Origin of the sequence: Photobacterium damselae, assembly GCF_003026815.1 — a bacterium.
Taxonomy (GTDB): domain Bacteria; phylum Pseudomonadota; class Gammaproteobacteria; order Enterobacterales; family Vibrionaceae; genus Photobacterium; species Photobacterium damselae.
Window position 1 is genome coordinate 61,024 of record NZ_PYOG01000008.1, and the last position, 22,165, is coordinate 83,188.

Annotated in this window: 23 protein-coding genes; 16 read left to right on the forward strand and 7 right to left on the reverse strand. The window is 43.0% G+C overall.

Annotation, left to right across the window (positions count from 1 at the left end):
* Positions 1-5 precede the first annotated feature (5 nt).
* The 5 genes from ftsN (at position 6) to rraA (ending at position 4,543) form a co-directional block, all read left to right on the forward strand.
* Positions 6-869, forward strand: coding sequence for a cell division protein FtsN (ftsN, locus tag CTN07_RS09660; protein ID WP_036764696.1), 864 nt, complete (start codon positions 6-8; stop codon positions 867-869).
* A gap of 139 nt (positions 870-1,008) precedes the next feature.
* Entirely contained in the window at positions 1,009-1,536 is a 528-nt protein-coding gene (gene hslV, locus CTN07_RS09665) for an ATP-dependent protease subunit HslV (protein ID WP_005302619.1), read from the forward strand.
* Between the two features lie 10 nt (positions 1,537-1,546).
* Positions 1,547-2,878, forward strand: coding sequence for an ATP-dependent protease ATPase subunit HslU (gene hslU / locus CTN07_RS09670; protein ID WP_005302617.1), 1,332 nt, complete (start codon positions 1,547-1,549; stop codon positions 2,876-2,878).
* A gap of 140 nt (positions 2,879-3,018) precedes the next feature.
* On the forward strand, positions 3,019-3,933 hold the full coding sequence (locus tag CTN07_RS09675; RefSeq protein ID WP_005302615.1) for a 1,4-dihydroxy-2-naphthoate polyprenyltransferase: 915 nt from the start codon (positions 3,019-3,021) through the stop codon (positions 3,931-3,933).
* 124 nt (positions 3,934-4,057) lie between these two features.
* Positions 4,058-4,543 carry a ribonuclease E activity regulator RraA gene (gene rraA, locus CTN07_RS09680; RefSeq protein ID WP_005302613.1) on the forward strand — a complete coding sequence of 162 codons (486 nt, stop codon included), beginning with the start codon at positions 4,058-4,060 and terminating at the stop codon, positions 4,541-4,543.
* A gap of 86 nt (positions 4,544-4,629) precedes the next feature.
* Here rraA and zapB read toward each other — a convergent pair whose 3' ends face one another.
* Positions 4,630-4,872 carry a cell division protein ZapB gene (gene zapB, locus CTN07_RS09685; protein ID WP_005302611.1) on the reverse strand — a complete coding sequence of 81 codons (243 nt, stop codon included), beginning with the start codon at positions 4,870-4,872 and terminating at the stop codon, positions 4,630-4,632.
* Positions 4,873-5,498: 626 nt separating this feature from the next.
* On the opposite strand from zapB, the gene CTN07_RS09690 reads away from it, so the two are divergent.
* From CTN07_RS09690 to tpiA, 7 genes are all read left to right on the forward strand, one after another.
* Positions 5,499-6,350: an MIP/aquaporin family protein gene (locus CTN07_RS09690; protein WP_036764695.1), complete on the forward strand. Its 852-nt coding sequence runs from the start codon at positions 5,499-5,501 to the stop codon at positions 6,348-6,350.
* Between the two features lie 103 nt (positions 6,351-6,453).
* The gene (glpK, locus tag CTN07_RS09695; protein ID WP_005302608.1) at positions 6,454-7,965 is read left to right on the forward strand and encodes a glycerol kinase GlpK; all 1,512 of its coding nucleotides are present in this window, start codon (positions 6,454-6,456) and stop codon (positions 7,963-7,965) included.
* Between the two features lie 255 nt (positions 7,966-8,220).
* Positions 8,221-9,228 (forward strand): class II fructose-bisphosphatase, encoded by a 1,008-nt coding sequence (glpX, locus tag CTN07_RS09700; RefSeq protein WP_005302606.1) that lies wholly within the window; start codon positions 8,221-8,223, stop codon positions 9,226-9,228.
* A 162-nt stretch (positions 9,229-9,390) separates the two neighbouring features.
* Positions 9,391-10,011: a helix-turn-helix transcriptional regulator gene (locus CTN07_RS09705; RefSeq protein ID WP_005302604.1), complete on the forward strand. Its 621-nt coding sequence runs from the start codon at positions 9,391-9,393 to the stop codon at positions 10,009-10,011.
* 9 nt (positions 10,012-10,020) lie between these two features.
* Positions 10,021-10,761, forward strand: a complete 741-nt coding sequence (locus CTN07_RS09710) for a ferredoxin--NADP reductase (protein WP_005302602.1) — start codon at positions 10,021-10,023, stop codon at positions 10,759-10,761.
* Between the two features lie 89 nt (positions 10,762-10,850).
* Positions 10,851-11,180, forward strand: coding sequence for a DUF3135 domain-containing protein (locus CTN07_RS09715; RefSeq protein WP_050787782.1), 330 nt, complete (start codon positions 10,851-10,853; stop codon positions 11,178-11,180).
* Positions 11,181-11,426: 246 nt separating this feature from the next.
* Entirely contained in the window at positions 11,427-12,197 is a 771-nt protein-coding gene (gene tpiA, locus CTN07_RS09720; protein WP_005302597.1) for a triose-phosphate isomerase, read from the forward strand.
* A gap of 114 nt (positions 12,198-12,311) precedes the next feature.
* Here tpiA and pfkA read toward each other — a convergent pair whose 3' ends face one another.
* Together pfkA and CTN07_RS09730 are read right to left on the reverse strand one after the other, a co-directional pair.
* Positions 12,312-13,274 carry a 6-phosphofructokinase gene (gene pfkA, locus CTN07_RS09725; protein WP_005302595.1) on the reverse strand — a complete coding sequence of 321 codons (963 nt, stop codon included), beginning with the start codon at positions 13,272-13,274 and terminating at the stop codon, positions 12,312-12,314.
* Between the two features lie 596 nt (positions 13,275-13,870).
* On the reverse strand, positions 13,871-14,356 hold the full coding sequence (locus tag CTN07_RS09730; protein WP_005302594.1) for a CpxP family protein: 486 nt from the start codon (positions 14,354-14,356) through the stop codon (positions 13,871-13,873).
* A 190-nt stretch (positions 14,357-14,546) separates the two neighbouring features.
* Between CTN07_RS09730 and CTN07_RS09735 the strand changes: the two genes are divergently transcribed.
* The 3 genes from CTN07_RS09735 to trmL all read left to right on the forward strand — a co-directional run bounded on the left by CTN07_RS09735 (position 14,547) and on the right by trmL (position 17,155).
* The gene (locus tag CTN07_RS09735; protein WP_005302592.1) at positions 14,547-15,236 is read left to right on the forward strand and encodes a response regulator; all 690 of its coding nucleotides are present in this window, start codon (positions 14,547-14,549) and stop codon (positions 15,234-15,236) included.
* On the forward strand, positions 15,236-16,597 hold the full coding sequence (gene cpxA / locus CTN07_RS09740; RefSeq protein ID WP_005302590.1) for an envelope stress sensor histidine kinase CpxA: 1,362 nt from the start codon (positions 15,236-15,238) through the stop codon (positions 16,595-16,597). Before CTN07_RS09735 ends, cpxA begins: the two co-directional genes overlap by 1 nt.
* Positions 16,598-16,690: 93 nt before the next feature.
* Entirely contained in the window at positions 16,691-17,155 is a 465-nt protein-coding gene (trmL, locus tag CTN07_RS09745) for a tRNA (uridine(34)/cytosine(34)/5-carboxymethylaminomethyluridine(34)-2'-O)-methyltransferase TrmL (RefSeq protein WP_005302588.1), read from the forward strand.
* A gap of 58 nt (positions 17,156-17,213) precedes the next feature.
* Here the strand turns inward: trmL and cysE are convergent, their stop codons facing one another.
* From cysE to CTN07_RS09765, 4 genes are all read right to left on the reverse strand, one after another.
* The gene (gene cysE / locus CTN07_RS09750) at positions 17,214-18,035 is read right to left on the reverse strand and encodes a serine O-acetyltransferase (protein ID WP_005302586.1); all 822 of its coding nucleotides are present in this window, start codon (positions 18,033-18,035) and stop codon (positions 17,214-17,216) included.
* A 131-nt stretch (positions 18,036-18,166) separates the two neighbouring features.
* On the reverse strand, positions 18,167-19,183 hold the full coding sequence (gene gpsA, locus CTN07_RS09755; RefSeq protein WP_036764694.1) for an NAD(P)H-dependent glycerol-3-phosphate dehydrogenase: 1,017 nt from the start codon (positions 19,181-19,183) through the stop codon (positions 18,167-18,169).
* Between the two features lie 23 nt (positions 19,184-19,206).
* A complete protein-coding gene (gene secB / locus CTN07_RS09760) occupies positions 19,207-19,674 on the reverse strand; it encodes a protein-export chaperone SecB (RefSeq protein WP_005302581.1) in 468 nt (155 codons plus the stop codon).
* Between the two features lie 92 nt (positions 19,675-19,766).
* Positions 19,767-20,207 carry a rhodanese-like domain-containing protein gene (locus CTN07_RS09765; RefSeq protein ID WP_036764692.1) on the reverse strand — a complete coding sequence of 147 codons (441 nt, stop codon included), beginning with the start codon at positions 20,205-20,207 and terminating at the stop codon, positions 19,767-19,769.
* A gap of 408 nt (positions 20,208-20,615) precedes the next feature.
* Between CTN07_RS09765 and gpmM the strand changes: the two genes are divergently transcribed.
* Positions 20,616-22,157 (forward strand): 2,3-bisphosphoglycerate-independent phosphoglycerate mutase, encoded by a 1,542-nt coding sequence (gene gpmM, locus CTN07_RS09770; RefSeq protein ID WP_005302577.1) that lies wholly within the window; start codon positions 20,616-20,618, stop codon positions 22,155-22,157.
* Positions 22,158-22,165: the final 8 nt, after the last annotated feature.

A 22,165-nucleotide genomic window follows, 5' to 3' on the forward strand; every position in this document is an offset into this window, starting at 1 on the left:
TTATCGTGGCCACTAAAGATTATGTAAAACGCGGTCGAGTGCAGAAAAAAGCGCCGACACGCCAAAGCCGAAAGGCTCCAACAACTGTAGCAGATAGGTTTCCTAAAAAATTAGGAGCGCTGGCGCTTGTCTTAACCGGTTTACTCGGTTATGGACTTTTTTACCTTTCGCACTCTCCAGCCCCTGAAGATAAAACACCTGAAGCATCAGTCACAAAAGAGCAAAAGCAGCTCGATCAACTGATTGAAAAAGTACAGCAAACAGAGCAGAAAAAAGATCAATTACCGCCTAAACCTGAAGAGAAATGGCGATATATCAAAGAGTTGGAAAATAAAGTTATCCAACTACCGACCCAAGATGAAAAACAACGCTTAGCGGCAGAAAAAGCTCAAGCAGACAGAGCTCGTATTGCAGCTGAAAAAGCAGCTCGAGACAAAGCAGAAGCCGAACGTCGCAAGCAACAGCAAGAAGCGACACAGAAATCAGACGCTGCAAAACCGACGGTAAGTCCAGCAACAGATAAAGTCGCGGATGTAGCAAAACCAAAGCCGGTTCAGCCAACGACACCTGTTGTCCCAACCGAGCCTGTTAAGCCACAACCAAAACCTGAGACAAAACCCGTCACGAAACCTAGTGTGCGTTATATCGTTCAGTGTGGTGCGTATCACTCAGCAGATCAAGCCAATGAACGTAAAGCGACTATTGCTTTCCAAGGCTTTAACAGCCAAGTCAGTATGGTAAAAACCTCTTCTGGTACCTGGCATAAAGTCTATATAGGGCCTTATCCAGATCGCGACCAAGCGCTAAAAGCCAGAGGTCGTTTACAGAGTTCTGGTATTGAGCCTTGCGCAATTCTAAGCTGGAAATAATAGAGAAAGATGCCTTCGGGCATCTTTTTTTATATCAACTTCTCCTCTTCTCCCCCTTGAAAAAAAACCAATCCTCCCCAAGATCATAAATAACGTCTAATTCGGAACCATATCCGAAGAGAAACAGAAGGATTACACCGTGACAACTATCGTATCTGTACGTCGCAACGGTAAAGTGGTCATTGCTGGTGATGGCCAAGTATCACTAGGCAATACCGTAATGAAAGGTAACGCCCGTAAAGTTCGCCGTCTTTATAACAACAAAGTATTAGCCGGTTTTGCAGGCGGTACTGCTGATGCATTTACTCTATTTGAACGCTTTGAGCGCAAACTTGAGATGCACCAAGGTCATCTACTAAAAGCGGCTGTAGAGCTAGCAAAAGATTGGCGTACTGATCGCATGCTACGTAAGCTTGAAGCGTTACTGGCTGTTGCTGATGAAACAGGTTCGCTGATCATCACAGGTAATGGTGACGTAGTTCAGCCAGAAAATGACCTAATTGCTATTGGTTCTGGTGGTAACTTTGCGCAGGCAGCGGCTCGTGCTCTATTGGAAAACACAGATTTAGATGCACGCGAAATCGCCGAAAAATCGCTGAATATTGCAGGTGATATTTGTGTATTCACAAACCATCATCACACCATCGAAGAATTAGACTACAAGTAAGGAAGTGGCTATGTCGGAAATGACACCTCGCGAAATTGTTCATGAGCTTGACCGTCATATCATTGGTCAAGATAAAGCTAAGCGCGCTGTAGCAATCGCACTACGTAACCGCTGGCGTCGTATGCAGCTTCCTGAAGCATTACGAGTAGAAGTAACACCAAAAAATATTCTGATGATTGGTCCAACGGGCGTAGGTAAAACCGAAATTGCTCGCCGTTTAGCAAAATTAGCTAACGCACCATTTATCAAAGTAGAAGCGACAAAATTCACCGAAGTGGGTTATGTTGGTAAAGAAGTTGAGACAATTATCCGTGATCTCACTGATGTTGCAGTAAAAATGACACATCAGCAAGCAATGGAGAAAGTCCGTTACCGAGCTGAAGAACTGGCAGAAGATCGCATCTTAGATGTATTACTTCCACCTGTTCGTGATGCTTGGGGCCAAAACGAAAATAGCGACACTAATTCAGCAACACGTCAGTCATTCCGTAAAAAACTGCGTGAAGGTCAATTAGACGATAAAGAAATTGAATTAGACATCGCAGCGCCGCAAATGGGTGTGGAGATCATGGCTCCTCCAGGTATGGAAGAGATGACAAACCAACTACAAGGTATGTTCCAAAACCTTGCCGGTAACACAACCAAAAAACGCAAACTAAAAATTAAAGATGCACTAAAAGCTGTAACCGAAGAAGAAGCAGCTAAATTAGTGAATCAAGAAGAACTAAAAGAGCAAGCGATCCACGCAGTAGAAAACAACGGTATCGTCTTTATTGATGAGATCGATAAAATCTGTAAGCGTGGCGAAAGCTCTGGCCCTGATGTTTCCCGTGAAGGTGTACAGCGTGACCTACTTCCTCTTGTAGAAGGTAGTACAGTATCGACCAAACATGGCATGGTAAAAACAGACCATATTCTGTTTGTGGCATCTGGTGCATTCCAAGTCGCAAAACCATCAGATTTGATCCCAGAATTGCAAGGTCGTCTACCGATTCGCGTAGAATTAGAAGCGTTAAGCAGCCATGACTTCAAACGTATTCTAACCGAGCCTAATGCTTCTCTTACTGAGCAATACAGAGCCTTAATGGCAACAGAATCTGTCAATATCGAATTTACAGAAGAAGGTATTGATGCTCTGGCTGATGCTGCATGGCAAGTAAACGAGCGTACTGAAAATATTGGTGCACGTCGTTTGCATACAGTGATGGAGCGCCTAATGGAAGATCTATCCTATGATGCAACTGAAAAATCAGGCGAGAGCTTCAAAATTACCGCAGAATATGTGAAAGAGCGTTTAGGTGAATTTGTTGAAGATGAAGACCTAAGTCGTTTTATTCTTTAATTCATACCTAAAAAACATATCAAAAGGTGCTCAAACGAGCACCTTTTTTTGTTTTTAAGCAAACTGTTGATCAGATTTATTTGCTCTAGGCTATATTTTCGCCATAATAGCTGTTCGATCTTTTTTTAAGTTGAGAGTTTATGAAAGCATCTTCTTCATTTGCAATCTGGCTTGATGCAGCCCGTCCGAAAACTTTACCTCTTGCGGTTGCGTCCATTGTCTGTGGTAGTGCTGTCGCAGCATGGCATGGTAGTTTTTCTGCTGCAATCTCGCTTCTCGCTCTGTTGACCGCCCTTTTGCTACAAATTTTGTCGAACTTAGCTAACGATTATGGAGATGCCGTTAAAGGAACTGACAATGACAACCGCTTAGGTCCACAACGAGCGATTCAATCGGGTTTAGTTACCCCAAATGCAATGCGCAAAGCGATGGGACTCAATATTGTCTTAACGGCAATAAGTGGCCTTTCGCTAATCTATATCGCTTGCGACAATGCCCATGAAATGTTCGGATTCTTACTATTAGGCTTAATGGCCATTGCCGCCTCAATTGCCTATACCGTTGGTAACAAGCCTTATGGTTATCAAGGTCTTGGAGACTTATCCGTACTCATGTTTTTTGGTTGGCTAGGCGTTGCAGGAACTTACTACTTGCAAGCTGGCCAAATTGACTCCGTAGTTATGTTGCCCGCAACCGCTTGTGGTTTACTCGCAGTTGGTGTGCTTAATATCAATAATCTACGTGATATCGACAACGACCGTGAGTGTGGCAAGTTAACGTTAGCTGTTCGTATGGGACCTCTTTGGGGGCGCAAATACCATCTGTTCTTATTAGCAGGTAGTGTTCTCTGTATGGCTCTTTTCGCCCTATTTGAGCTTCACTCACCTTTTGGTTGGTTGTTTATTCTCAGCACACCATTGTTGTTTAAACATGGTAAGCAAGTCTTCCAATCAACTGATGGTGCTGCATTACGTCCTATGATGGCCACTATGGTGAAATGCGCATTAATCACGAATCTATTATTTGCCGCAGGTCTAATTTTAGCGACAGCTTAGCATTGCAATGGCTATGCAACTGATTATACTTTCATCAAGACACGGCTCATTTTTTAATTAAAGATAAGTACAAAGCTTATCTTTAATTACCCATTTTCTTTTTGCCGATATAAGAAGTGTGCTTATGGAATACAATACCTCTGAGTTATGTGATATCTACCTGGACCAAGTGGATGTTGTCGAACCAATGTTCAACTCTTATGGTGGTCGTGGATCATTTGGCGGTCAAATTACGACGGTTAAATGTTTTGAAGATAATGGTGTACTACGCTCAGTCCTAGAACAATCTGGAGTGGGTCGTGTTTTACTGGTTGATGGTGGCGGTTCACTTCGTCGAGCTCTAATAGACATCGACATTGCACAACTTGCAGCAGAGAACGAATGGGAAGGCATTGTCGTCTATGGCTGTGTTCGCCACGTTGATGAGCTAGATGAGTTAGATTTGGGTATTCAAGCCCTCGCTTCTATGCCTGTTGGCGCTGATAATCAGAGCGTGGGAGAAGTTGATGTTCCGGTTAACTTTGGTGGGGTTACATTCCTACCTGAAGATCATCTGTATGCGGATAATACCGGTGTAATTCTTTCGCCAGAGCCACTTGATCTCGATTAACGAACAGATAGAAAAAGACCCTGCAGATTGTTGTTCCTGAAGACAATCGGCAGGGCCATAAAAGACGATGTAAAAAACCTCGTCTCTTATTCTACATGTTCCATTTTACCTAGAAGAGCACGTACACGCTCTTGCCATGCATTGTGATCTTCACGCAGCTTATCGTTGTCATGAACTAATGTTTCGCGACCAGAACGAAGATCTTGCGCTTCAGCTGCTAGGCTCTCATTTTTTTCTTTTAGTTCTTCAATTTCCATTTGTAGAAGAGCGATAGTATCTACAGCAGACTGGACTTTGGCTTCCAGCATTTCCAACATTTCTAGAGACATATTGTTCACCTGATCTAAGCCCATATCATTATCCTAACCCATTTAGGACAATACCACACGAGCATGGTTTTAATTCCTATTACCTTATTCTAACGGGGCAGAACACTTTGAGCATCTACTAATCCCGTAGTTTGTGGTAATCGCTGACTTTTTGTTCAATATTGATTGAATTCTTGCAATCATCATAATAATAAATACTCAAGCCATCTTATATCAATATGATAAAAGCAAGTTATCGCTAACTTATCACAACAGAGAAGACGCACATTGATGCTGTTCACACAACCAAAGATGGCTTGAGTAATGTTAACAGACTAACAATATTTACAATAGTTCCCCCTTTAAGTGCGATTCGATTATAAAATCCACTTGTTATGCCTTTAGCGACCTCAAATCTCTTTGCCTTTCTGGTCAATTTTTAACACTCTCCCACCCGCTATTTTTTAGAAAATGAGAGTTTAATCATGAAATGAGCAAACGATTGCCAAAACAGTCAAAGCGAAATTGTTTTCATGCTCGAACGCACATTTTTCAGTTAAGAATATTTTAATAATAATGAAGTCGGGTACATTACCGACCATAAAAATAATAAGCACTACCCCTACAATCATTATAAGGACTGAGAGATGACGACTTCGAAGCAACACACCCTGATGGGCGAGTGTATCGCTGAGTTTATCGGAACAGGTTTGCTGATCTTTTTTGGTGTTGGTTGTGTTGCCGCACTGAAATTGACTGGCGCAGACTTTGGTCAATGGGAAGTTAGCGTTATGTGGGGTCTAGGCGTTGCCTTGGCTATCTACTGTACCGCTGGCGTTTCCGGTGCCCACTTAAACCCAGCCGTCACACTTGCCCTAGCCGCTTTTCATGGCTTTGATAAACGCAAAATTGCTCCATTCATTATTGCCCAACTTTTAGGTGCATTTTGTTCTGCTGCATTAATCTACGGTTTATACAGCAATTTATTCACCGAGTATGAAGCAACTCATCAAATTGTTCGCGGTTCACAAGAGAGCTTAGCGACTGCTGGTATCTTCTCAACCTACCCTCATGCAGCCTTAAGCTTCTTCGGTGCATTTGCAGTTGAGTTCACCATTACCGCTGTTTTGATGTTTGCTATTTTGGCCATTGGCGACCAAAAAAATGGGGCTGCGCGTGGTGCTCTAGGCCCAATCCTAATTGGTGTATTAATCGCCGTAATTGGTGGTTCTCTTGGTCCACTAACAGGCTTTGCAATGAACCCTGCTCGTGACTTTGGCCCTAAATTCTTTGCTTTCTTAGCTGGATGGGGTGACATGGCACTGACTGGTGGTAAAGATATCCCTTACTTTATCGTCCCAATTTTAGCGCCTATTTGTGGTGCACTTTTTGGTGGCTGGCTATATCCAAAAGCTATTGGTGTTTACTTACCAGGCAATAACTGCACTTTACCAAATCAATGTGAAGGCGCAGAAGAGATCAAACAAGAGGCGGCATAATCCCCCCTCTGCGTTAAGAAAACGAACATAACTATAGGTGGCAACCTAAAAGGATTGCCACCAACCTACTACCCTATATAGAGACCCATTAGAGGAATTGATCATGACTACTGAGCAAAAATACATTGTGGCACTGGATCAAGGCACCACCAGCTCTCGAGCAGTTGTACTCGATCAAAATGCCAATATCATTTGTAGCTCTCAGCGTGAATTTACCCAAATTTATCCAAAATCAGGATGGGTTGAGCACGATCCTCTCGAAATTTATGCAACTCAAAGCTCGACCTTAGTTGAAGCTTTAGCAAAAGCAGGTATCCGCAGCGATCAGGTTGCTGCAATTGGTATTACCAACCAGCGTGAAACCACCATCGTTTGGGATAAAACTACCGGCAAACCGGTTTATAACGCGATCGTATGGCAATGCCGTCGTACGGCCTATATTTGTGAAGATTTAAAACAACAAGGCCTAACGGATTATATTCGTGATAACACAGGTCTTGTGGTCGACCCTTACTTCTCTGGTACTAAGATCAAATGGATTTTAGACCATGTAGAAGGTGCTCGCGAACAAGCAGAAGCTGGTAACTTATTGTTTGGTACTGTCGACACTTGGCTAATTTGGAAGATGACCCAAGGCCGTGTCCATGTAACAGATTACACCAACGCATCTCGTACCATGCTATTTAACATCAATACGCTAGAGTGGGATGAAAAACTACTCAAAGCGTTAGATATTCCACTTTCAATGATGCCTGAGGTAAAACCATCATCTCAGGTCTATGGCCAAACAAATATTGGTGGTAAAGGTGGTACTCGTATTCCAATCGCAGGTATTGCAGGTGACCAGCAAGCGGCACTATTTGGTCAAATGTGTGTAGAACCAGGCCAAGCGAAAAACACCTATGGTACTGGCTGCTTCTTGCTTATGAATACGGGCAAAGAGAAAGTCTCTTCTAGCAATGGTCTATTAACGACACTGGCTTGTGGTCCAAAAGGCGATGTAGCTTATGCTCTTGAAGGTGCGGTCTTTATGGGTGGCGCATCCATTCAGTGGCTACGCGATGAAGTGAAGTTACTCGATGATGCAAAAGACTCTGAATACTTTGCCGAAAAAGTTGGCAGTGCAAATGGTGTTTATGTTGTACCTGCCTTTACAGGTCTTGGCGCGCCATATTGGGACCCGTATGCTCGTGGTGCAATCGTAGGTCTAACTCGCGGTGTGAATTCAAACCATATTATCCGCGCAACGCTTGAAAGTGTGGCTTACCAAACACGTGATGTACTTGATGCTATGCAGGCAGACTCAGGTATTAAACTGGGCACATTGCGCGTTGATGGTGGTGCAGTAGCTAATAACTTCTTAATGCAGTTCCAATCAGACATTCTAGCGGCAGAAGTACATCGCCCAGTTGTGACTGAAGTGACCGCATTAGGGGCTGCATACTTAGCAGGTCTTGCGGTTGGTTTCTGGGATTCAATTGATGAACTCCAAGGCAAAGCACAGCTAGATCGTAAATTTGTACCTTGCCAAGACGATAATAAACGTAATCGCCGTTACCGTGGTTGGAAACGTGCCGTTGAATGTGCCAAAGGTTGGGCGCTAGACGAAGAGTAATCCTCTCTATCACATAAGTAACATTAGGGCTTGGGTATTTTCTTAAGCCCTTTTTTATTACCCCTGCTTTATGCCTGTCTTTGATATTTACTACCTCTACTGTGTTCTCTCCTATTTTTATTTCTGATGACTTAAGCAAATTAATCTAGATCACGGAAAATCGGATCTTTTTAAAATACGCAAACGATTCACTGGCAATTGTGTTACACTTCGCGCCAGTTCAATATCCCGCAATTGTTTTATTTTGGAGTGATCATGAAACGCGATTTAGCAATGGCATTTTCTCGTGTTACCGAGGGAGCTGCACTGGCCGGATATAAGTGGCTGGGCCGAGGTGATAAAAACGCTGCCGATAATGCAGCGGTTGAAGTAATGCGTACTTTGCTAAACCAAACTGAGATCGATGGTGAAATCGTGATTGGTGAAGGTGAAATCGATGAAGCGCCAATGCTGTACATTGGTGAAAAAGTGGGAACAGGTGGCGATGCAGTTGATATTGCGGTTGACCCAATTGAAGGGACTCGCATGACGGCTATGGGTCAGAATAACGCTCTTGCTGTTCTTGCCGCAACGGAAAAAGGCGCCTTCTTAAAAGCCCCTGATATGTACATGGAAAAATTGGTTGTCGGTCCTGCTGCTAAAGGGGTTATTGACCTAGATGCACCGCTGGCTGACAACTTAGAAAAAATCGCAACCGCTTTAAATAAATCACTCCATGAGTTAGTGGTCATTACTTTAGCAAAACCACGTCATGATGAAGTTATTGCTCAAATGCAAACCATGGGTGTTCGCGTATTCGCAGTACCAGATGGTGATGTTGCAGCTTCTATTCTTACCTGTATGCCAGACAGTGAAGTTGATGTGATGTACTGCATCGGTGGCGCCCCTGAAGGTGTGGTATCAGCTGCTGCTATTCGCGCTTTAGGTGGTGATATGCATGGTCGTCTTCTTCCCCGCCATCAGGTTAAGGGAGACTGTGAAGAGAACCGTCGCTTAGGTGAAGATGAAATTCGCCGCTGTCATGAAATGGGGATTGAACCTAATACTCTACTGCGCATGGAAGACATGGCAAAGAGCGATAACGTAATCTTTGCTGGTACAGGCATTACTAAAGGTGATCTGTTAGAAGGTATCCATCGCCAAGGTGATATCGCCACAACAGAAACTCTATTGATTCGTGGTAAATGTCGCACCATTCGTCGCATTAAATCGACTCACTATCTTGAGCGCAAAGATGACGCGATCAAACAACATATTCTATAAGGTTTTTGCACAATAAAAGCAAAAGCTATCGCAAATATAAAAACGTGCTTCGGCACGTTTTTTTTATCGCTGTTGATTTTGTAAAGTAATTGCTTTATTTACTAGGCCATAGGGATAATACTCTACATTGAACTTGATCATCAGGACCTTGCTGGGAGTCGCATGAAAACCAACGACAAAATACTTCACTTACTTAAACGCGAAGGCGCAACTACAGCAAAAAGTATTGCAGAGCGTTTTGAATTGACCACGATGGGGATCCGTCTCCAATTACAAGCTTTAGAGCAACAAGGCTTAGTGGAATATTTTGATGTTAAAGTGAAGGTAGGTCGTCCACAACGTCATTGGCAACTCAGTCAACAAGGCCATAACCAATTCAGTGACCGCCATGACGATCTGTTAATTCAAACCTTTGACGCAGTAGAAAATCTATTTGGTCATGATGGTCTTACTCGGGTGATCAAAGAGCGAGAACAGCAAAGTTTATTGCACTATCAAGCGCATATACCAGCAGATGCCACACTCGCAGAAAAACTTAAGCTTTTTAGTGCTCTTCGAGATCAAGAAGGATATATCACAGAGCTGATCCCTCAAGAAAACGGCTTCCTCTTTGTAGAAAATCATTGCCCTATTTGCCAAGCAGCAACGCGCTGCCCCAATTTATGCCAATCTGAACTCTCAATTTTGACTCAAGTATTAGGAAAGCAATATCAAATAGAACGGTCAGAACATATTGTGGCAGGACAACGCCGCTGCGCTTATTGGATTTATCCCATGTCTTAGGAGGTCATTATGGCTAACTGGGTTGAAGCAACTGTTATCAAAAATCATCATTGGAATGACGATTTATTTAGTCTTACGTTAGATGCTCCTGTTGAAACGTTCACGGCAGGTCAATTTACTAAACTGGCCCTCGATATTGATGGCACTCGAGTTCAACGTGCGTATTCTTATGTTAATTCCCCTAATGCCCCACTTGAGATTTACGCAACTCGAGTCGCTGATGGTTTGTTGTCACCAAAACTCCACGCATTAAAAGAAGGTGATAAAGTCTTCATTACGCCCCAAGCCAATGGTTTCTTCACATTAGATGAGGTTCCAGAGGGTGATATCTTATGGTTATTTGCTACCGGAACCGCAATTGGCCCTTACTTATCAATCTTAGGTGAGCCTACTGTGTGGCAGCGTTTTAACACCATTGTATTAGTTCATGCGGTTAGATACCAAGCAGACCTAAGCTATCAACAAACCGTTGCCAAATTCCAAGCCGATCATCCTAATCAGCTTTACTATCAACCATTTGTTAGCCGAGAATCGATTGCCAATACCTTAGCCGGACGAATCCCTCAAGCAATCAGTAATGGCAGTCTTGAGCAAGTCTTAGAACTGTCACTCATTCCTGAGCACAGTCAAATCATGTTATGTGGTAATCCACAAATGGTTCGCGATACTAGAGAAGCGCTAGAAGGCAAAGGGTTTAAGAAAAATCTTCGTCGTAAACCCGGGCAGATTACGATGGAAAATTACTGGTAATCAAGCCGAAATCTCAGTAAAACTTCATACTTACCAATATTTCATTGCTGACTATACTCAAATAAGGCATGAGATATTGGTAGGTACCTATGGCATCACTTCCCTCTTTCGATGACTTAATGCAACTGGCTAAAGATGACCACAAACAACTGACCATATTACGTCAGCAGTTGTGCCAAGAATTTATTGCCTCTTGTCCTGCATCTAACCAAACACAGCTACAAGCACAACAACATCGCTTAAATCTGCTAATTGCTCGCAGCCAGCACCCACTTCATACCAATGCTCTACTTCGTCAAGAACTGTTGCGTTTATTACAACGACTAACCCTAGCAATTGACAGTCCTGAACAACTTAGTCAGCACAGCGCCAAACTCCATCACATTGCAGAAGGCCGTAAAGTGAAGAAGATCAAATAAGGGTGCCATCTTGCCTTGAACTCAGGCTATAATAATTCCCATTCGAGTGTGTCGATGACCTTTCTGGAATCAAACGGTAGAAACTGTTTTTGCAAAAATATTGCGAACGTTCCATTCACATTTGCTGTGGAAAAAGGTACAAACAAGCACATTAATGATTTTGGACAGTAAAAATATGCATAATGACTGATATATTTTTACTTAATTGATTTCATTTATTTCATCAAATTGACTTGGAGAAAAGCTATGCGCCATCCTGTGGTTATGGGTAACTGGAAGCTAAACGGTAGCAAGGAAATGGTATCTAACCTAATTAAGGGCCTAGACGCTGAACTAAACGGTGTTGAAGGTGTAGATGTAGCGATTGCTCCACCAGTTATGTTCCTAGACCTAGCTGAGCAGCTAATCAGCAAAGCAAACAACAAGATCATTCTTGGTGCACAGAACGTAGACATCCACGAAAGTGGTGCATTCACAGGTGATATCTCTCCTGCAATGCTTAAAGAGTTCGGTGCAACTCACATCATCATTGGTCACTCAGAGCGTCGTGATTACCACAACGAATCTGATGAGTTTGTTGCTCAGAAGTTTGCATTCCTTAAAGAGCACGGCCTAACTCCTGTTCTATGTATCGGTGAGTCAGAAGCACAAAACGAAGCTGGCGAAACAGTAGCTGTATGTGCTCGTCAAATCGACGCTGTGATCAAAACTCAAGGCGTTGACGCGCTAAACGGTGCAATCATCGCATACGAACCAATCTGGGCTATTGGTACTGGTAAAGCAGCTACAGCTGAAGATGCACAGCGCATCCACGCTGCAATCCGTGCTCACATTGCAGAGCAAAGTGAAGAAGTTGCTAAGAACGTTGTTATCCAATACGGCGGTTCTGTTAAGCCAGAAAACGCAGCAGCATACTTCGCACAACCAGACATCGACGGTGCTCTAGTTGGTGGCGCAGCTCTAGATGCAGCAAGCTTTGCTGCAATCGCAAAAGCAGCAGCTGAAGCGAAAAAATAATTTATCGATATTTCGATAAACAAAAGGCCACGATTGTGGCCTTTTTTGTATTTGAATTAAAACAAAAAAGCCGATGATAAACATCGGCTTTAATGCAGAATAATAACTATTTTATTAGAATAGTTTATCTGCAAGAGCGTATAGATCTTTACGAACTGGACGCTTCATGTTTTCAATTGCATCAATGATGTCGTGGTGAACCATCTCTTCGTGTTGAATACCAACACAACGACCACCTTCACCTTGAAGTAGAAGGTCAACAGCATAAGCACCCATGCGAGACGCTAGGATACGGTCAAATGCAGTTGGCTGACCACCACGCTGGATATGACCAAGAACAGTAGCACGTGTTTCACGGCCTGTTTCATCTTCAATGAACTTAGCCAGTTCATTAACATCAGTCATTAGCTCAGTGATTGCGATAATAGCGTGCTTCTTGCCCTTATCGATACCTTCTTTAACGCGCTCTAGAAGCTTGTCTTTATTTAGACCTGTTTCCGGCGTAATGATGTACTCACAACCACCTGCAATTGCAGACATTAGAGTTAGATCACCACAGTGACGACCCATCACTTCTACAATAGAAATACGCTGGTGAGAAGAAGAAGTATCTCGTAGACGGTCAATTGCATCGATAACAGTATTCATTGCTGTCATGTAACCGATAGTGTAATCAGTACCTGCAACGTCGTTATCGATTGTGCCTGGAAGGCCGATACATGGGTAGCCCATCTCAGTTAGCTTCTTCGCGCCCATGTAAGAGCCGTCGCCGCCGATAACAACAAGAGCATCGATACCGTGAAGCTTTAGGTTCTCAATTGCTTGAGCACGAACGCTTTCATCTTTAAATTCAGGAAAACGTGCTGAGCCAAGGAAAGTACCGCCCTTGTTGATTACATCAGAAACACTTTGACGATCCAGCTTCTTAATTTTGTTCTGGTGTAGGCCTTGGTAGCCATCAAACACACCAAATACTTCTAGACCTTCTGTTAGTGCTGCACGAACAACACCGCGAACTGCTGCATTCATACCAGGTGCGTCACCACCACTGGTCAAAACACCGATCTTCTTAATCATGGTTACCCTCTGATATTGGGAATTGAAAAATCAAATCCGAGACGAGTGATCGAAGTTCCCCCCTATCGATCAAGCACCACTATGATGCTTCGCTACTCGTGAAAACTGTAACTTTCTTACTATTGTCGAAATATTACAATTTTGCTAAAACTTTTCGTTGATTCATATCACGATCACTGGCGACAAAATGACTAAAGTTACCAATCTTATGTTACATAAATTGATAACAATTAAAGCAATGAAACGAATAATTCGCTCAACCAATAGCCGTGAGATATGTAGATTGTGCGCTAGTTTACCCTGTTTATTGTAATTATCGAAAACGTATTTTTTGTTACGAAACCACAATAAGCTAACCTCGTCCTTTGACAGTAGTAGAGAGTTAGTAACAAACTGGCAAACTCATGATGACTATTTTAAGCCATCGCTTATATTATCTCTTGCCGAAGTATAGCGGTTTTTATTGAAAACTTAATCACAAAACCCGATGTAACTGTCATTTTTCTATTCATCTTTTGTTATTTATTAACAAATTTTCGACCAAAGACAAAAAAGCCACAGCAATAACTGTGGCTTAAGGCAACATAAACTCAAGATTATTCCGCGTCTTTACTCCAGCGTTCCGCACACTGCTCAAGATTTTGCTGACGTAACTCTTTGTACTTCTCTTTTTGTTCAGGAGTCAAAATATTCAACATTTTTTGGCGATTTTCTAACATCTGAACACGACGCTCAACTTGTTGCTGTGACATTTTTTCAGCTAGAGCACGCGCTTGGCCCTCATCAAAAGAGCTTGATAGAACTAAATCTTGCATCTGATCATGGTACGCCTTCATCTCTTGACGGTGTTCACCACGATGGCTCTTCATTTCAGCTCGGTTTTCTTGGCGCAGCTCTTTCATTTTCTCTTGTTGCGCGTCAGTAAGGTTTAGTTGGCTGAAGATTTTTTTCCCGCCATGCATTCCACATTTATCCGAACCATGGTCACCATGATGTTTACCACCAAAAGCCATTGCAGATGCTGAACCTACAACCATTGGTAGAGCAATCGCCATTACAAGAACTTTATTTAATTTAGCCATGAGAGTTATCTCCAAGTGTTATTCGGTTAGCAGGGCTATCCCCTGTGCTTGAGATAAATACTACACCCTATAAAGTAAATGGCTGTCTAACAAACGTAAAGCTGCGTAAAGCTAAAATAGACAACTTGGCGCTTTCACAAAGATTCGCGATACTAGAGTCAGATAATCGCTCGATATATAAGGTCAGATAATGGCAAAAGTTCTCCTAGTCGATGACGACACCGAATTAACAGCACTATTACACGATATTTTAGAAATGGAAGGCTTTGAGGTTGAGCAAGCCAACAATGGTGAACAAGGACTGGAAAAGATCAATGCTAGCATCGATCTAGTGCTACTTGATGTCATGATGCCAAAAATGAATGGTACTGAAATGCTACGCCGGTTACGTGAGAAATACAGTACACCAGTATTAATGCTTACTGCTAAAGGTGATGAAATTGATCGTGTACTAGGTTTGGAACTTGGTGCTGATGACTATCTGCCTAAACCTTTTAGTGATAGAGAATTGTTAGCACGTATGCGAGCGATTTTACGTCGAACTCAAGCTTTAGATAACCGAGTTACACATGGAGATACCATTGATTATCAAGACATTACTATTTATCCAGGTCGACAAGAAGCTTTTTGTCAAAACAGAGCTCTCGATGTTACAGGTACTGAATTAGCATTATTGAGTTACTTTATTCAGCATCCAGGAAAAATCATCTCAAAAGAGGAGCTTAGCTTAGAAGTCTTAGGCAAACGGCTGGCTCAATTTGATCGCGCGATCGATATGCATGTCTCGAATCTACGTAAAAAGCTGCCGGAACGCTTAGATGATAAACCGAGAATTAAAACATTACGTGGCAAAGGCTATCTTTTAGTTGAGGAAGGTTAATGCGATTTCCTGCTTTAAACAGTCTCTATGGTCGTATTTTTACTATTTTTTGGCTCACCCTATTAGTGGTCGTCATTGCGGTACTCTTGTTACCCAATCTTGATCCAAGAGCGCAGCACACCATTCCTACCTCTCACTTAAAACGCTTACAGCAGATGGCGCACAATATTGGTGAAGAAATAGATCAATCGCCAATATCACTACCGAGAACACTCAAAGAGTTAACCAGCCACGAAAAACACCGTAGTGCACAACTCTATTTCACTACAGAAGACGGCGAAATCTTAGCGCCACTCAAACGCAATCGAGCGCTGCGCAACTTTATTACTATTGCTGATAACCCTAAATCACCTCGCCAACGACTGTATGGCCGCTGGATGATGGCTGGCCCCTTTGTTGTTCAGACTCAGCAGCAAAATCTTCTGCTATATGTTGGTCGAGTCTGGCGTGAGCCGCCACCCTTTTTCATTCAAATTTTAGATAAGCCATTTCAATTACTGCTAGCGACCATGATTGTCAGTACTCCTTTTTTACTGTGGCTAGCTTGGGTTGTGTCACGCCCAGCCTATCGCTTACAACAGGCTGCTGAACGTGTCGCCAAAGGAGAATTTGAAGTGGACCCTAAATTAGAGCAAGGGCCTCGTGAATTTAAGCAAGCTGGCGCAAGTTTTAATCAGATGGTCGGAGCCCTTAACCATATGATTTCAGGTCAACAGCGCTTGTTATCTGATATTTCTCATGAGTTGCGATCACCCCTAACACGATTACGGATGGCAACCGCGCTTGCGACCCGAAAGCAAGGCAGTAGCAAAGAGCTCGATCGTATCGACACCGAAGCTGAGCGACTTGAAAAAATGATCGGAGAACTATTAGAACTCTCGCGAATGCAGGTCAATAGTCACCAAGAACGCCAACACTTTGATGCTCACTCTCTCTGGTTTGAAATGCTGGAAGATGCTCGTTTTGAAGCAGAGCAAAATCATAAACAGCTAACCTATAATCAACTAGAAGACTGGCCTATTTGTGGCAACCCCAATTTATTGATCAGCGCGTTAGAAAATATCATCCGTAATGCCATTAAATATGGTAACGATCAAATCGAGATCCATTTTCACCAGCAGCACAATCAACTGATTATAACCGTTGATGATAATGGAGAAGGCGTTCCAGAAGAGGAACTAAACGATATTTTCCGCCCTTTTTATCGCGTATCAACCGCTCGCGATCGCAGCAGTGGCGGTACGGGATTAGGTCTTGCGATAACGGAAAGTGCTTTACGCCAACACAGTGGTAGCGCACAGGCAAGTCGCAGCCCTCTTGGTGGATTACGTATCACACTGCAACTGCCATTAGCGAAATAGCAGTACAATTGATGACGAGATATTTGCTTGTTGACTTAAGCCTTGTCACAATGCGGTATCACATCGCTAATGTTTAAATAAGTACCAAAGATCATGTTTGATATTGCACTTTATGAACCAGAAATTGCTCCAAATACCGGTAATATTATCCGTTTATGTGCAAACTGCGGAGCTAACCTACATTTAATTGAGCCTTTAGGTTTTGATTTAGAAGAGAAAAAGCTACGTCGCGCGGGTCTTGATTATCATGACTTAGCACATGTATACCGTCATAAAGATTTTGCGGCATTTAAAGAAGCGATGGGCGATCGTCGTTTATTTGCCTGTACCACAAAGACGACCAATTACCATACCAATGCAAAGTTCGAGCAAGGTGATGTGTTGATTTTTGGTCCTGAAACTCGTGGATTACCCGCTGAATTTATCGAAAGCCTACCATTAGAGCAACGTCTACGTATTCCGATGCAACCCGATAGTCGCAGCCTAAACCTTTCTAATGCGGTTGCAATTATCGCGTTTGAAGCTTGGCGACAAATGGACTTTGCAGGCGCAATTTAATTCAACGATAGATTAATAAAAGGCGATCTTAAGATCGCCTTTCTTGTTGTTATAACATTTAAATACCATCGCCAGAGGTAAAAGTCTGAGCATTGCCATTAAATTGCTGATCCATATCCATTGCGGGTTTAGAGCTACTTGGTCGCCCCACAATTTTAGCCGGAACACCTGCAACAGTAGTATGTGATGGCACGGGATTGAGGACTACCGAACAAGAGCCAATTTTAGCCCCTTCGCCAACCTCGATATTACCAAGAATCTTAGCACCTGCACCTATCATGACACCTTCACGAATCTTCGGATGACGATCACCGCTCTCTTTACCGGTACCGCCTAACGTCACATCTTGCAGAATTGAGACATCATTTTCGATAACCGCTGTTTCACCAATAACAATACCCGTTGCATGGTCAAACATGATCCCTTGACCAATTTTTGCAGCTGGATGGACATCAACTTGGCAAGTCACCGAAATCTGATTTTGCAGATACACAGCCAAAGCAACGCGATTTTGTTTCCACAACCAGTTAGCCACGCGGTAACCTTGCAAAGCGTGGAAACCTTTTAGGTACAGTAACGGTATAGAATACATAGCTACAGCTGGGTCACGCTCAACTACCGCACGAATATCATGAGCTGCAGATTCTGTGATCATACAGTCTGCGGCAAACGCCTCTTCTATTACTTCACGAACCGCCATTGCAGGCATCGAAGGGGTGGCCAATTTATTGGCTAAAATGTAACTTAATGCTGCAGCAAGATTATCGTGTTTAATGATAGTGGCATGATAGAAACTTGCCAGCATCGGCTCTTGTTCAGCTTGCTCTCGAGCTTCTTGCTTGATTGCTTGCCAAACTTGGTGTTGATGACATACCTTCACAACGTCCTCAAGCTCTTTTGATTTAGGGTATTTACTTAACTTTAACCATTTCTAAAAAAAAAACAACGCGAGCTTAGCACTCACGTTGTTTGATTTTGTTTAAATGTTTAGCCGTTAAACCAAGCATCTAATTATTCGTATTTTTTCTCACGAGCCAGCAGATCTTTTGCCGCGATACGAGCATCTTTACCTTGGTACAACACCTGATAAATCTGCTCCGTAATTGGCATTTCAACCCCAAAGCGCTCTGCTAATGCGTGCACTTCTTTGGTATTGCGATAGCCTTCAACAACTTGACCAATATCGATTTGCGCCTGTTCAACCGATTCGCCTTTACCTAAAGCAAGGCCAAAACGGCGGTTACGAGATTGATTATCGGTACAAGTTAATACTAAATCACCAAGGCCAGCCATCCCCATAAAGGTTTCTGGATGAGCGCCTAGAGCTGCACCTAAACGGCACATCTCAGCAAGGCCTCGAGTAATTAACGCAGTACGAGCATTGGCACCAAAACCAATCCCATCAGACATACCAGCACCAATTGCGATAACGTTCTTAACTGCGCCACCTAATTGCATGCCAATAAAGTCGCTGTTGCTGTAGACACGAAATGTCTGACTACAGTGAATTTTATTTTGCAAGTCTGCGACAAACTGACTATCAGGTGACGCCACAGCGATCGCCGTTGGCATACCTGCTGCAAGTTCAGTGGCAAATGTAGGCCCAGACAGCACCGCTAGCGGAACCTCTTCACCTAGTGCCTCTGTTGCCACATCTTGCAATAAGCGACCAGTTTCTGGCTCTAACCCTTTGGTTGCCCAACAAACTCGTGAATCTTCGCGTAAAAACGGTTTCACTTGGCGTAGCACCGTACCAAACACATGGCTTGGCACAACCACTAATAAGTCGCGGCTGGCTTGTACCGCAGCTTTAAGATCTGCGGTAACAATCAAAGAGTCAGGAAAAGCAACGCCAGGAAGAAACGCTTCATTTGCTCGATCAATTTCTAGCTGTGCCATATGTTCAGGCTCATGGCCCCATAACACAACATTTGCACCATTACGGGCAAGAGAAATGGCCAAAGCGGTACCGTATGAGCCAGCACCTAAAACAGTCATGGCAATCGGTGAATCTGCGTTTGTATTCATCTTGGTCACACTATTTAATTAAATTATGCGTCAGCTTCTGTATTTGCTTCTGCTTGGCTTTGTAGGTAGTTCATAAACAATGCATCAAAGTTAACTGGTGCAAGGTTTAGTTGAGGGAACGTACCTTTAACCACTAGGCTTGAAATTGTTTCACGCGCATATGGGAATAGGATATTTGGACAGAATGCACCTAGACAATGTGCAAGCTGTGGAGCTTCCATACCTAGAGCTGTGAAAATACCGCCCTGCTGAACTTCACATAGGAACGCGTTATCACCTTCGTTCTGTACAGTTACAGTAAGACGTAGCACAACTTCGTATACGCCTTCACCTAGCTCACGGCTTTGAGTATCTAGGTCTAGTTTAACTTCAGGATTCCACTCTTTTTGGAATACGTCTGGAGAGTTTGGCGCTTCAAAAGACACGTCTTTTAGGAAGATACGTTGAATTTGGAAGTTTTGTTGTGCATCGTTGTTTGCAGCTTCTGCCATGGTGGAAATCCTTCTTTTTATCTGATCCTGTCAAACCAGGGAAAATATACATGCAACTGCGGTATCCCACCGTCGCTTAATCTTTGTTTTAATTACTTCTTGCTCTTACCGCGAACCAAAGGAAGATTCGCTTCATTCCAAGAGATTAGACCATCTTTTAGCAAGTTTACTTTGGTAAAACCGGCTTTATGTAACAGGTTCGCACTCTCTTGTGCTGTTTGACCTGTCTTGCATACAACTACAATTGGGGCGTCTTTGTAGTTTTCAAGGTTTGCAAAATTCTGATCTTTGATCTGGCTCGGTAAAATGTGAACAGAACCCGCAATATGGCCCTTACGAAACTCTTCTTGCGAACGAATATCGACAAAAACACCCTCTTCGCGGTTAACCAACAAAGTGGCGTCATTGGCAGTCACTACTTGGTAGCCTGCTGTTTTTTGTTTTACTAATGAGGCAATGATTGCCACAACCAGACCAATCCAAACTATAGATAGCATTGAGTGGCTTGATACAAATTCCATAAATTGTTGCATGTTTATCGCTCTGCTTAAGTCTGACCGTTCGCAATAACAGTCAAGGGGTACATAATAAAAGACGATCGAGTATACCCATCAACATCGGCTTGTACAGATTTCCCCACCGATTCTGAGCGCTCTCTCTCGCATCCTACAGCCAGTATAAAAGCGAAATTCGCTGTCACCTATTACTAAAATAGAAAAAAACTGTGATTTAAGACTTACACTTCTTGTCATAAATGAATATATTTTGCATTGAAAGATAACATTCCGTTGACAGGTTTGTTTGATCTTAAGCTACAGTTTTGTTCCAATTCTGTAGTAAAATTACGTCAACAACGATAGCAATTGCCTTAGTTTTGCTTTTGACTCAGAAAGTTAAGGCAATTGATATGAATTTTCATTTACTGTACGAGGGGACAGAACATGTCTGCTAAAAAGCCACTGGCTCTTGTAATCCTAGATGGTTGGGGTTACCGCGAAGATGCTGCAAACAATGCAATCGCTAATGCAAATACACCAGTAATGGACAGCCTAATGGCTAACGAAGCTCATACTCTGATCTCTGCATCAGGTATGGATGTTGGTCTTCCTGACGGTCAAATGGGTAACTCAGAAGTAGGTCACACTAATATTGGTGCAGGCCGTGTGGTTTACCAAGACCTAACTCGTATTACTAAAGCTATCTCTGATGGTGAGTTTTTCGAAAACGACGTTCTTGTTGCTGCGATGGATGCGGCAATCAAAGAAGGTAAAGCAGTTCACATCATGGGCCTAATGTCACCAGGTGGTGTACATAGCCATGAAGATCACATCAAAGCTGCGGTTGAAATGGCAGCTAAACGTGGTGCAGAGAAAATTTACCTACACTGCTTCCTAGATGGTCGTGATACTCCACCACGTAGTGCACAACACTCTCTAGAGCGTTTCCAAGAGCTATTTGCAAAACTAGGCAAAGGCCGTGTTGCATCACTTGTTGGTCGTTACTATGCAATGGACCGTGACAACAACTGGGATCGTGTAGAACAAGCATACGATCTACTAACCGCAGCACAAGGCGAGTTTACAGCTGAGAGCGCAGTTGCAGGTCTAGAAGCGGCTTACGCTCGTAACGAAAACGATGAATTTGTAAAAGCAACGGTTATCCGCGCTGAAGGTCAAGAAGACGCTGCAATGCAAGATGGTGATGCGGTAATCTTTATGAACTACCGTGCTGACCGTGCTCGTCAAATTACTCGTGCATTTGAAGCTGGTTTTGAAAGCTTTGCTCGTAAGCAATTCCCACAACTTGCTGATTTCGTAATGTTGACGCAGTATGCTGCAGATATCGAGCTATCAACAGCATTCCCACCAGCAAGCCTAGAAAATACTCTAGGTGAGTGGCTATCTAAGAAAGGCAAAAAGCAGCTACGTATCTCTGAAACAGAGAAATATGCTCACGTAACTTTCTTCTTCAATGGCGGTGTTGAGAACGAATTTGATGGCGAATCACGTCAGTTAGTTGCTTCTCCTAAAGTAGCAACATATGACCTACAACCAGAAATGAGTTCTCCAGAGCTAACAGACAAACTGGTTGCTGCAATTAAAGGCGGCGAGTTTGACGTTATCATCTGTAACTACCCTAACGGTGACATGGTTGGTCACACAGGTATTTATGATGCAGCGGTTAAAGCGTGTGAAGCTCTTGATGGTTGTATCGGCCGTGTAGTTGAAGCAATCCGTGAAGTTAACGGTCAGCTACTGATCACTGCAGACCACGGTAATGCTGAAATGATGATTAACCCAGAAACGGGTGAAATCCACACAGCACATACTAACCTTCCAGTACCATTAATCTATGTTGGTGATAAGTCTCTAACATTAAAAGATAACGGTAAGCTATCAGACCTTGCGCCAACTATGCTTGCACTGTCTGATATGGAAATCCCTTCAGAGATGTCTGGTCAGGTGCTGTTTGATCTGAAATAATCTCCTTC

Excerpts from the sequence above, each read along its gene's own strand:
- hslU (WP_005302617.1), top strand. The coding sequence starts at position 1,547 with ATGTCGGAAATGACACCTCGCGAAATTGTTCATGAGCTTGACCGTCAT.
- CTN07_RS09675 (WP_005302615.1), top strand. The coding sequence starts at position 3,019 with ATGAAAGCATCTTCTTCATTTGCAATCTGGCTTGATGCAGCCCGTCCG.
- rraA (WP_005302613.1), top strand. The coding sequence starts at position 4,058 with ATGGAATACAATACCTCTGAGTTATGTGATATCTACCTGGACCAAGTG.
- zapB (WP_005302611.1), bottom strand. The coding sequence starts at position 4,872 with ATGTCTCTAGAAATGTTGGAAATGCTGGAAGCCAAAGTCCAGTCTGCT.
- CTN07_RS09690 (WP_036764695.1), top strand. The coding sequence starts at position 5,499 with ATGACGACTTCGAAGCAACACACCCTGATGGGCGAGTGTATCGCTGAG.
- glpK (WP_005302608.1), top strand. The coding sequence starts at position 6,454 with ATGACTACTGAGCAAAAATACATTGTGGCACTGGATCAAGGCACCACC.
- glpX (WP_005302606.1), top strand. The coding sequence starts at position 8,221 with ATGAAACGCGATTTAGCAATGGCATTTTCTCGTGTTACCGAGGGAGCT.
- CTN07_RS09705 (WP_005302604.1), top strand. The coding sequence starts at position 9,391 with ATGAAAACCAACGACAAAATACTTCACTTACTTAAACGCGAAGGCGCA.
- CTN07_RS09710 (WP_005302602.1), top strand. The coding sequence starts at position 10,021 with ATGGCTAACTGGGTTGAAGCAACTGTTATCAAAAATCATCATTGGAAT.
- CTN07_RS09715 (WP_050787782.1), top strand. The coding sequence starts at position 10,851 with ATGGCATCACTTCCCTCTTTCGATGACTTAATGCAACTGGCTAAAGAT.
- tpiA (WP_005302597.1), top strand. The coding sequence starts at position 11,427 with ATGCGCCATCCTGTGGTTATGGGTAACTGGAAGCTAAACGGTAGCAAG.
- pfkA (WP_005302595.1), bottom strand. The coding sequence starts at position 13,274 with ATGATTAAGAAGATCGGTGTTTTGACCAGTGGTGGTGACGCACCTGGT.
- CTN07_RS09730 (WP_005302594.1), bottom strand. The coding sequence starts at position 14,356 with ATGGCTAAATTAAATAAAGTTCTTGTAATGGCGATTGCTCTACCAATG.
- CTN07_RS09735 (WP_005302592.1), top strand. The coding sequence starts at position 14,547 with ATGGCAAAAGTTCTCCTAGTCGATGACGACACCGAATTAACAGCACTA.
- cpxA (WP_005302590.1), top strand. The coding sequence starts at position 15,236 with ATGCGATTTCCTGCTTTAAACAGTCTCTATGGTCGTATTTTTACTATT.
- trmL (WP_005302588.1), top strand. The coding sequence starts at position 16,691 with ATGTTTGATATTGCACTTTATGAACCAGAAATTGCTCCAAATACCGGT.
- gpsA (WP_036764694.1), bottom strand. The coding sequence starts at position 19,183 with ATGAATACAAACGCAGATTCACCGATTGCCATGACTGTTTTAGGTGCT.
- secB (WP_005302581.1), bottom strand. The coding sequence starts at position 19,674 with ATGGCAGAAGCTGCAAACAACGATGCACAACAAAACTTCCAAATTCAA.
- CTN07_RS09765 (WP_036764692.1), bottom strand. The coding sequence starts at position 20,207 with ATGCAACAATTTATGGAATTTGTATCAAGCCACTCAATGCTATCTATA.
- gpmM (WP_005302577.1), top strand. The coding sequence starts at position 20,616 with ATGTCTGCTAAAAAGCCACTGGCTCTTGTAATCCTAGATGGTTGGGGT.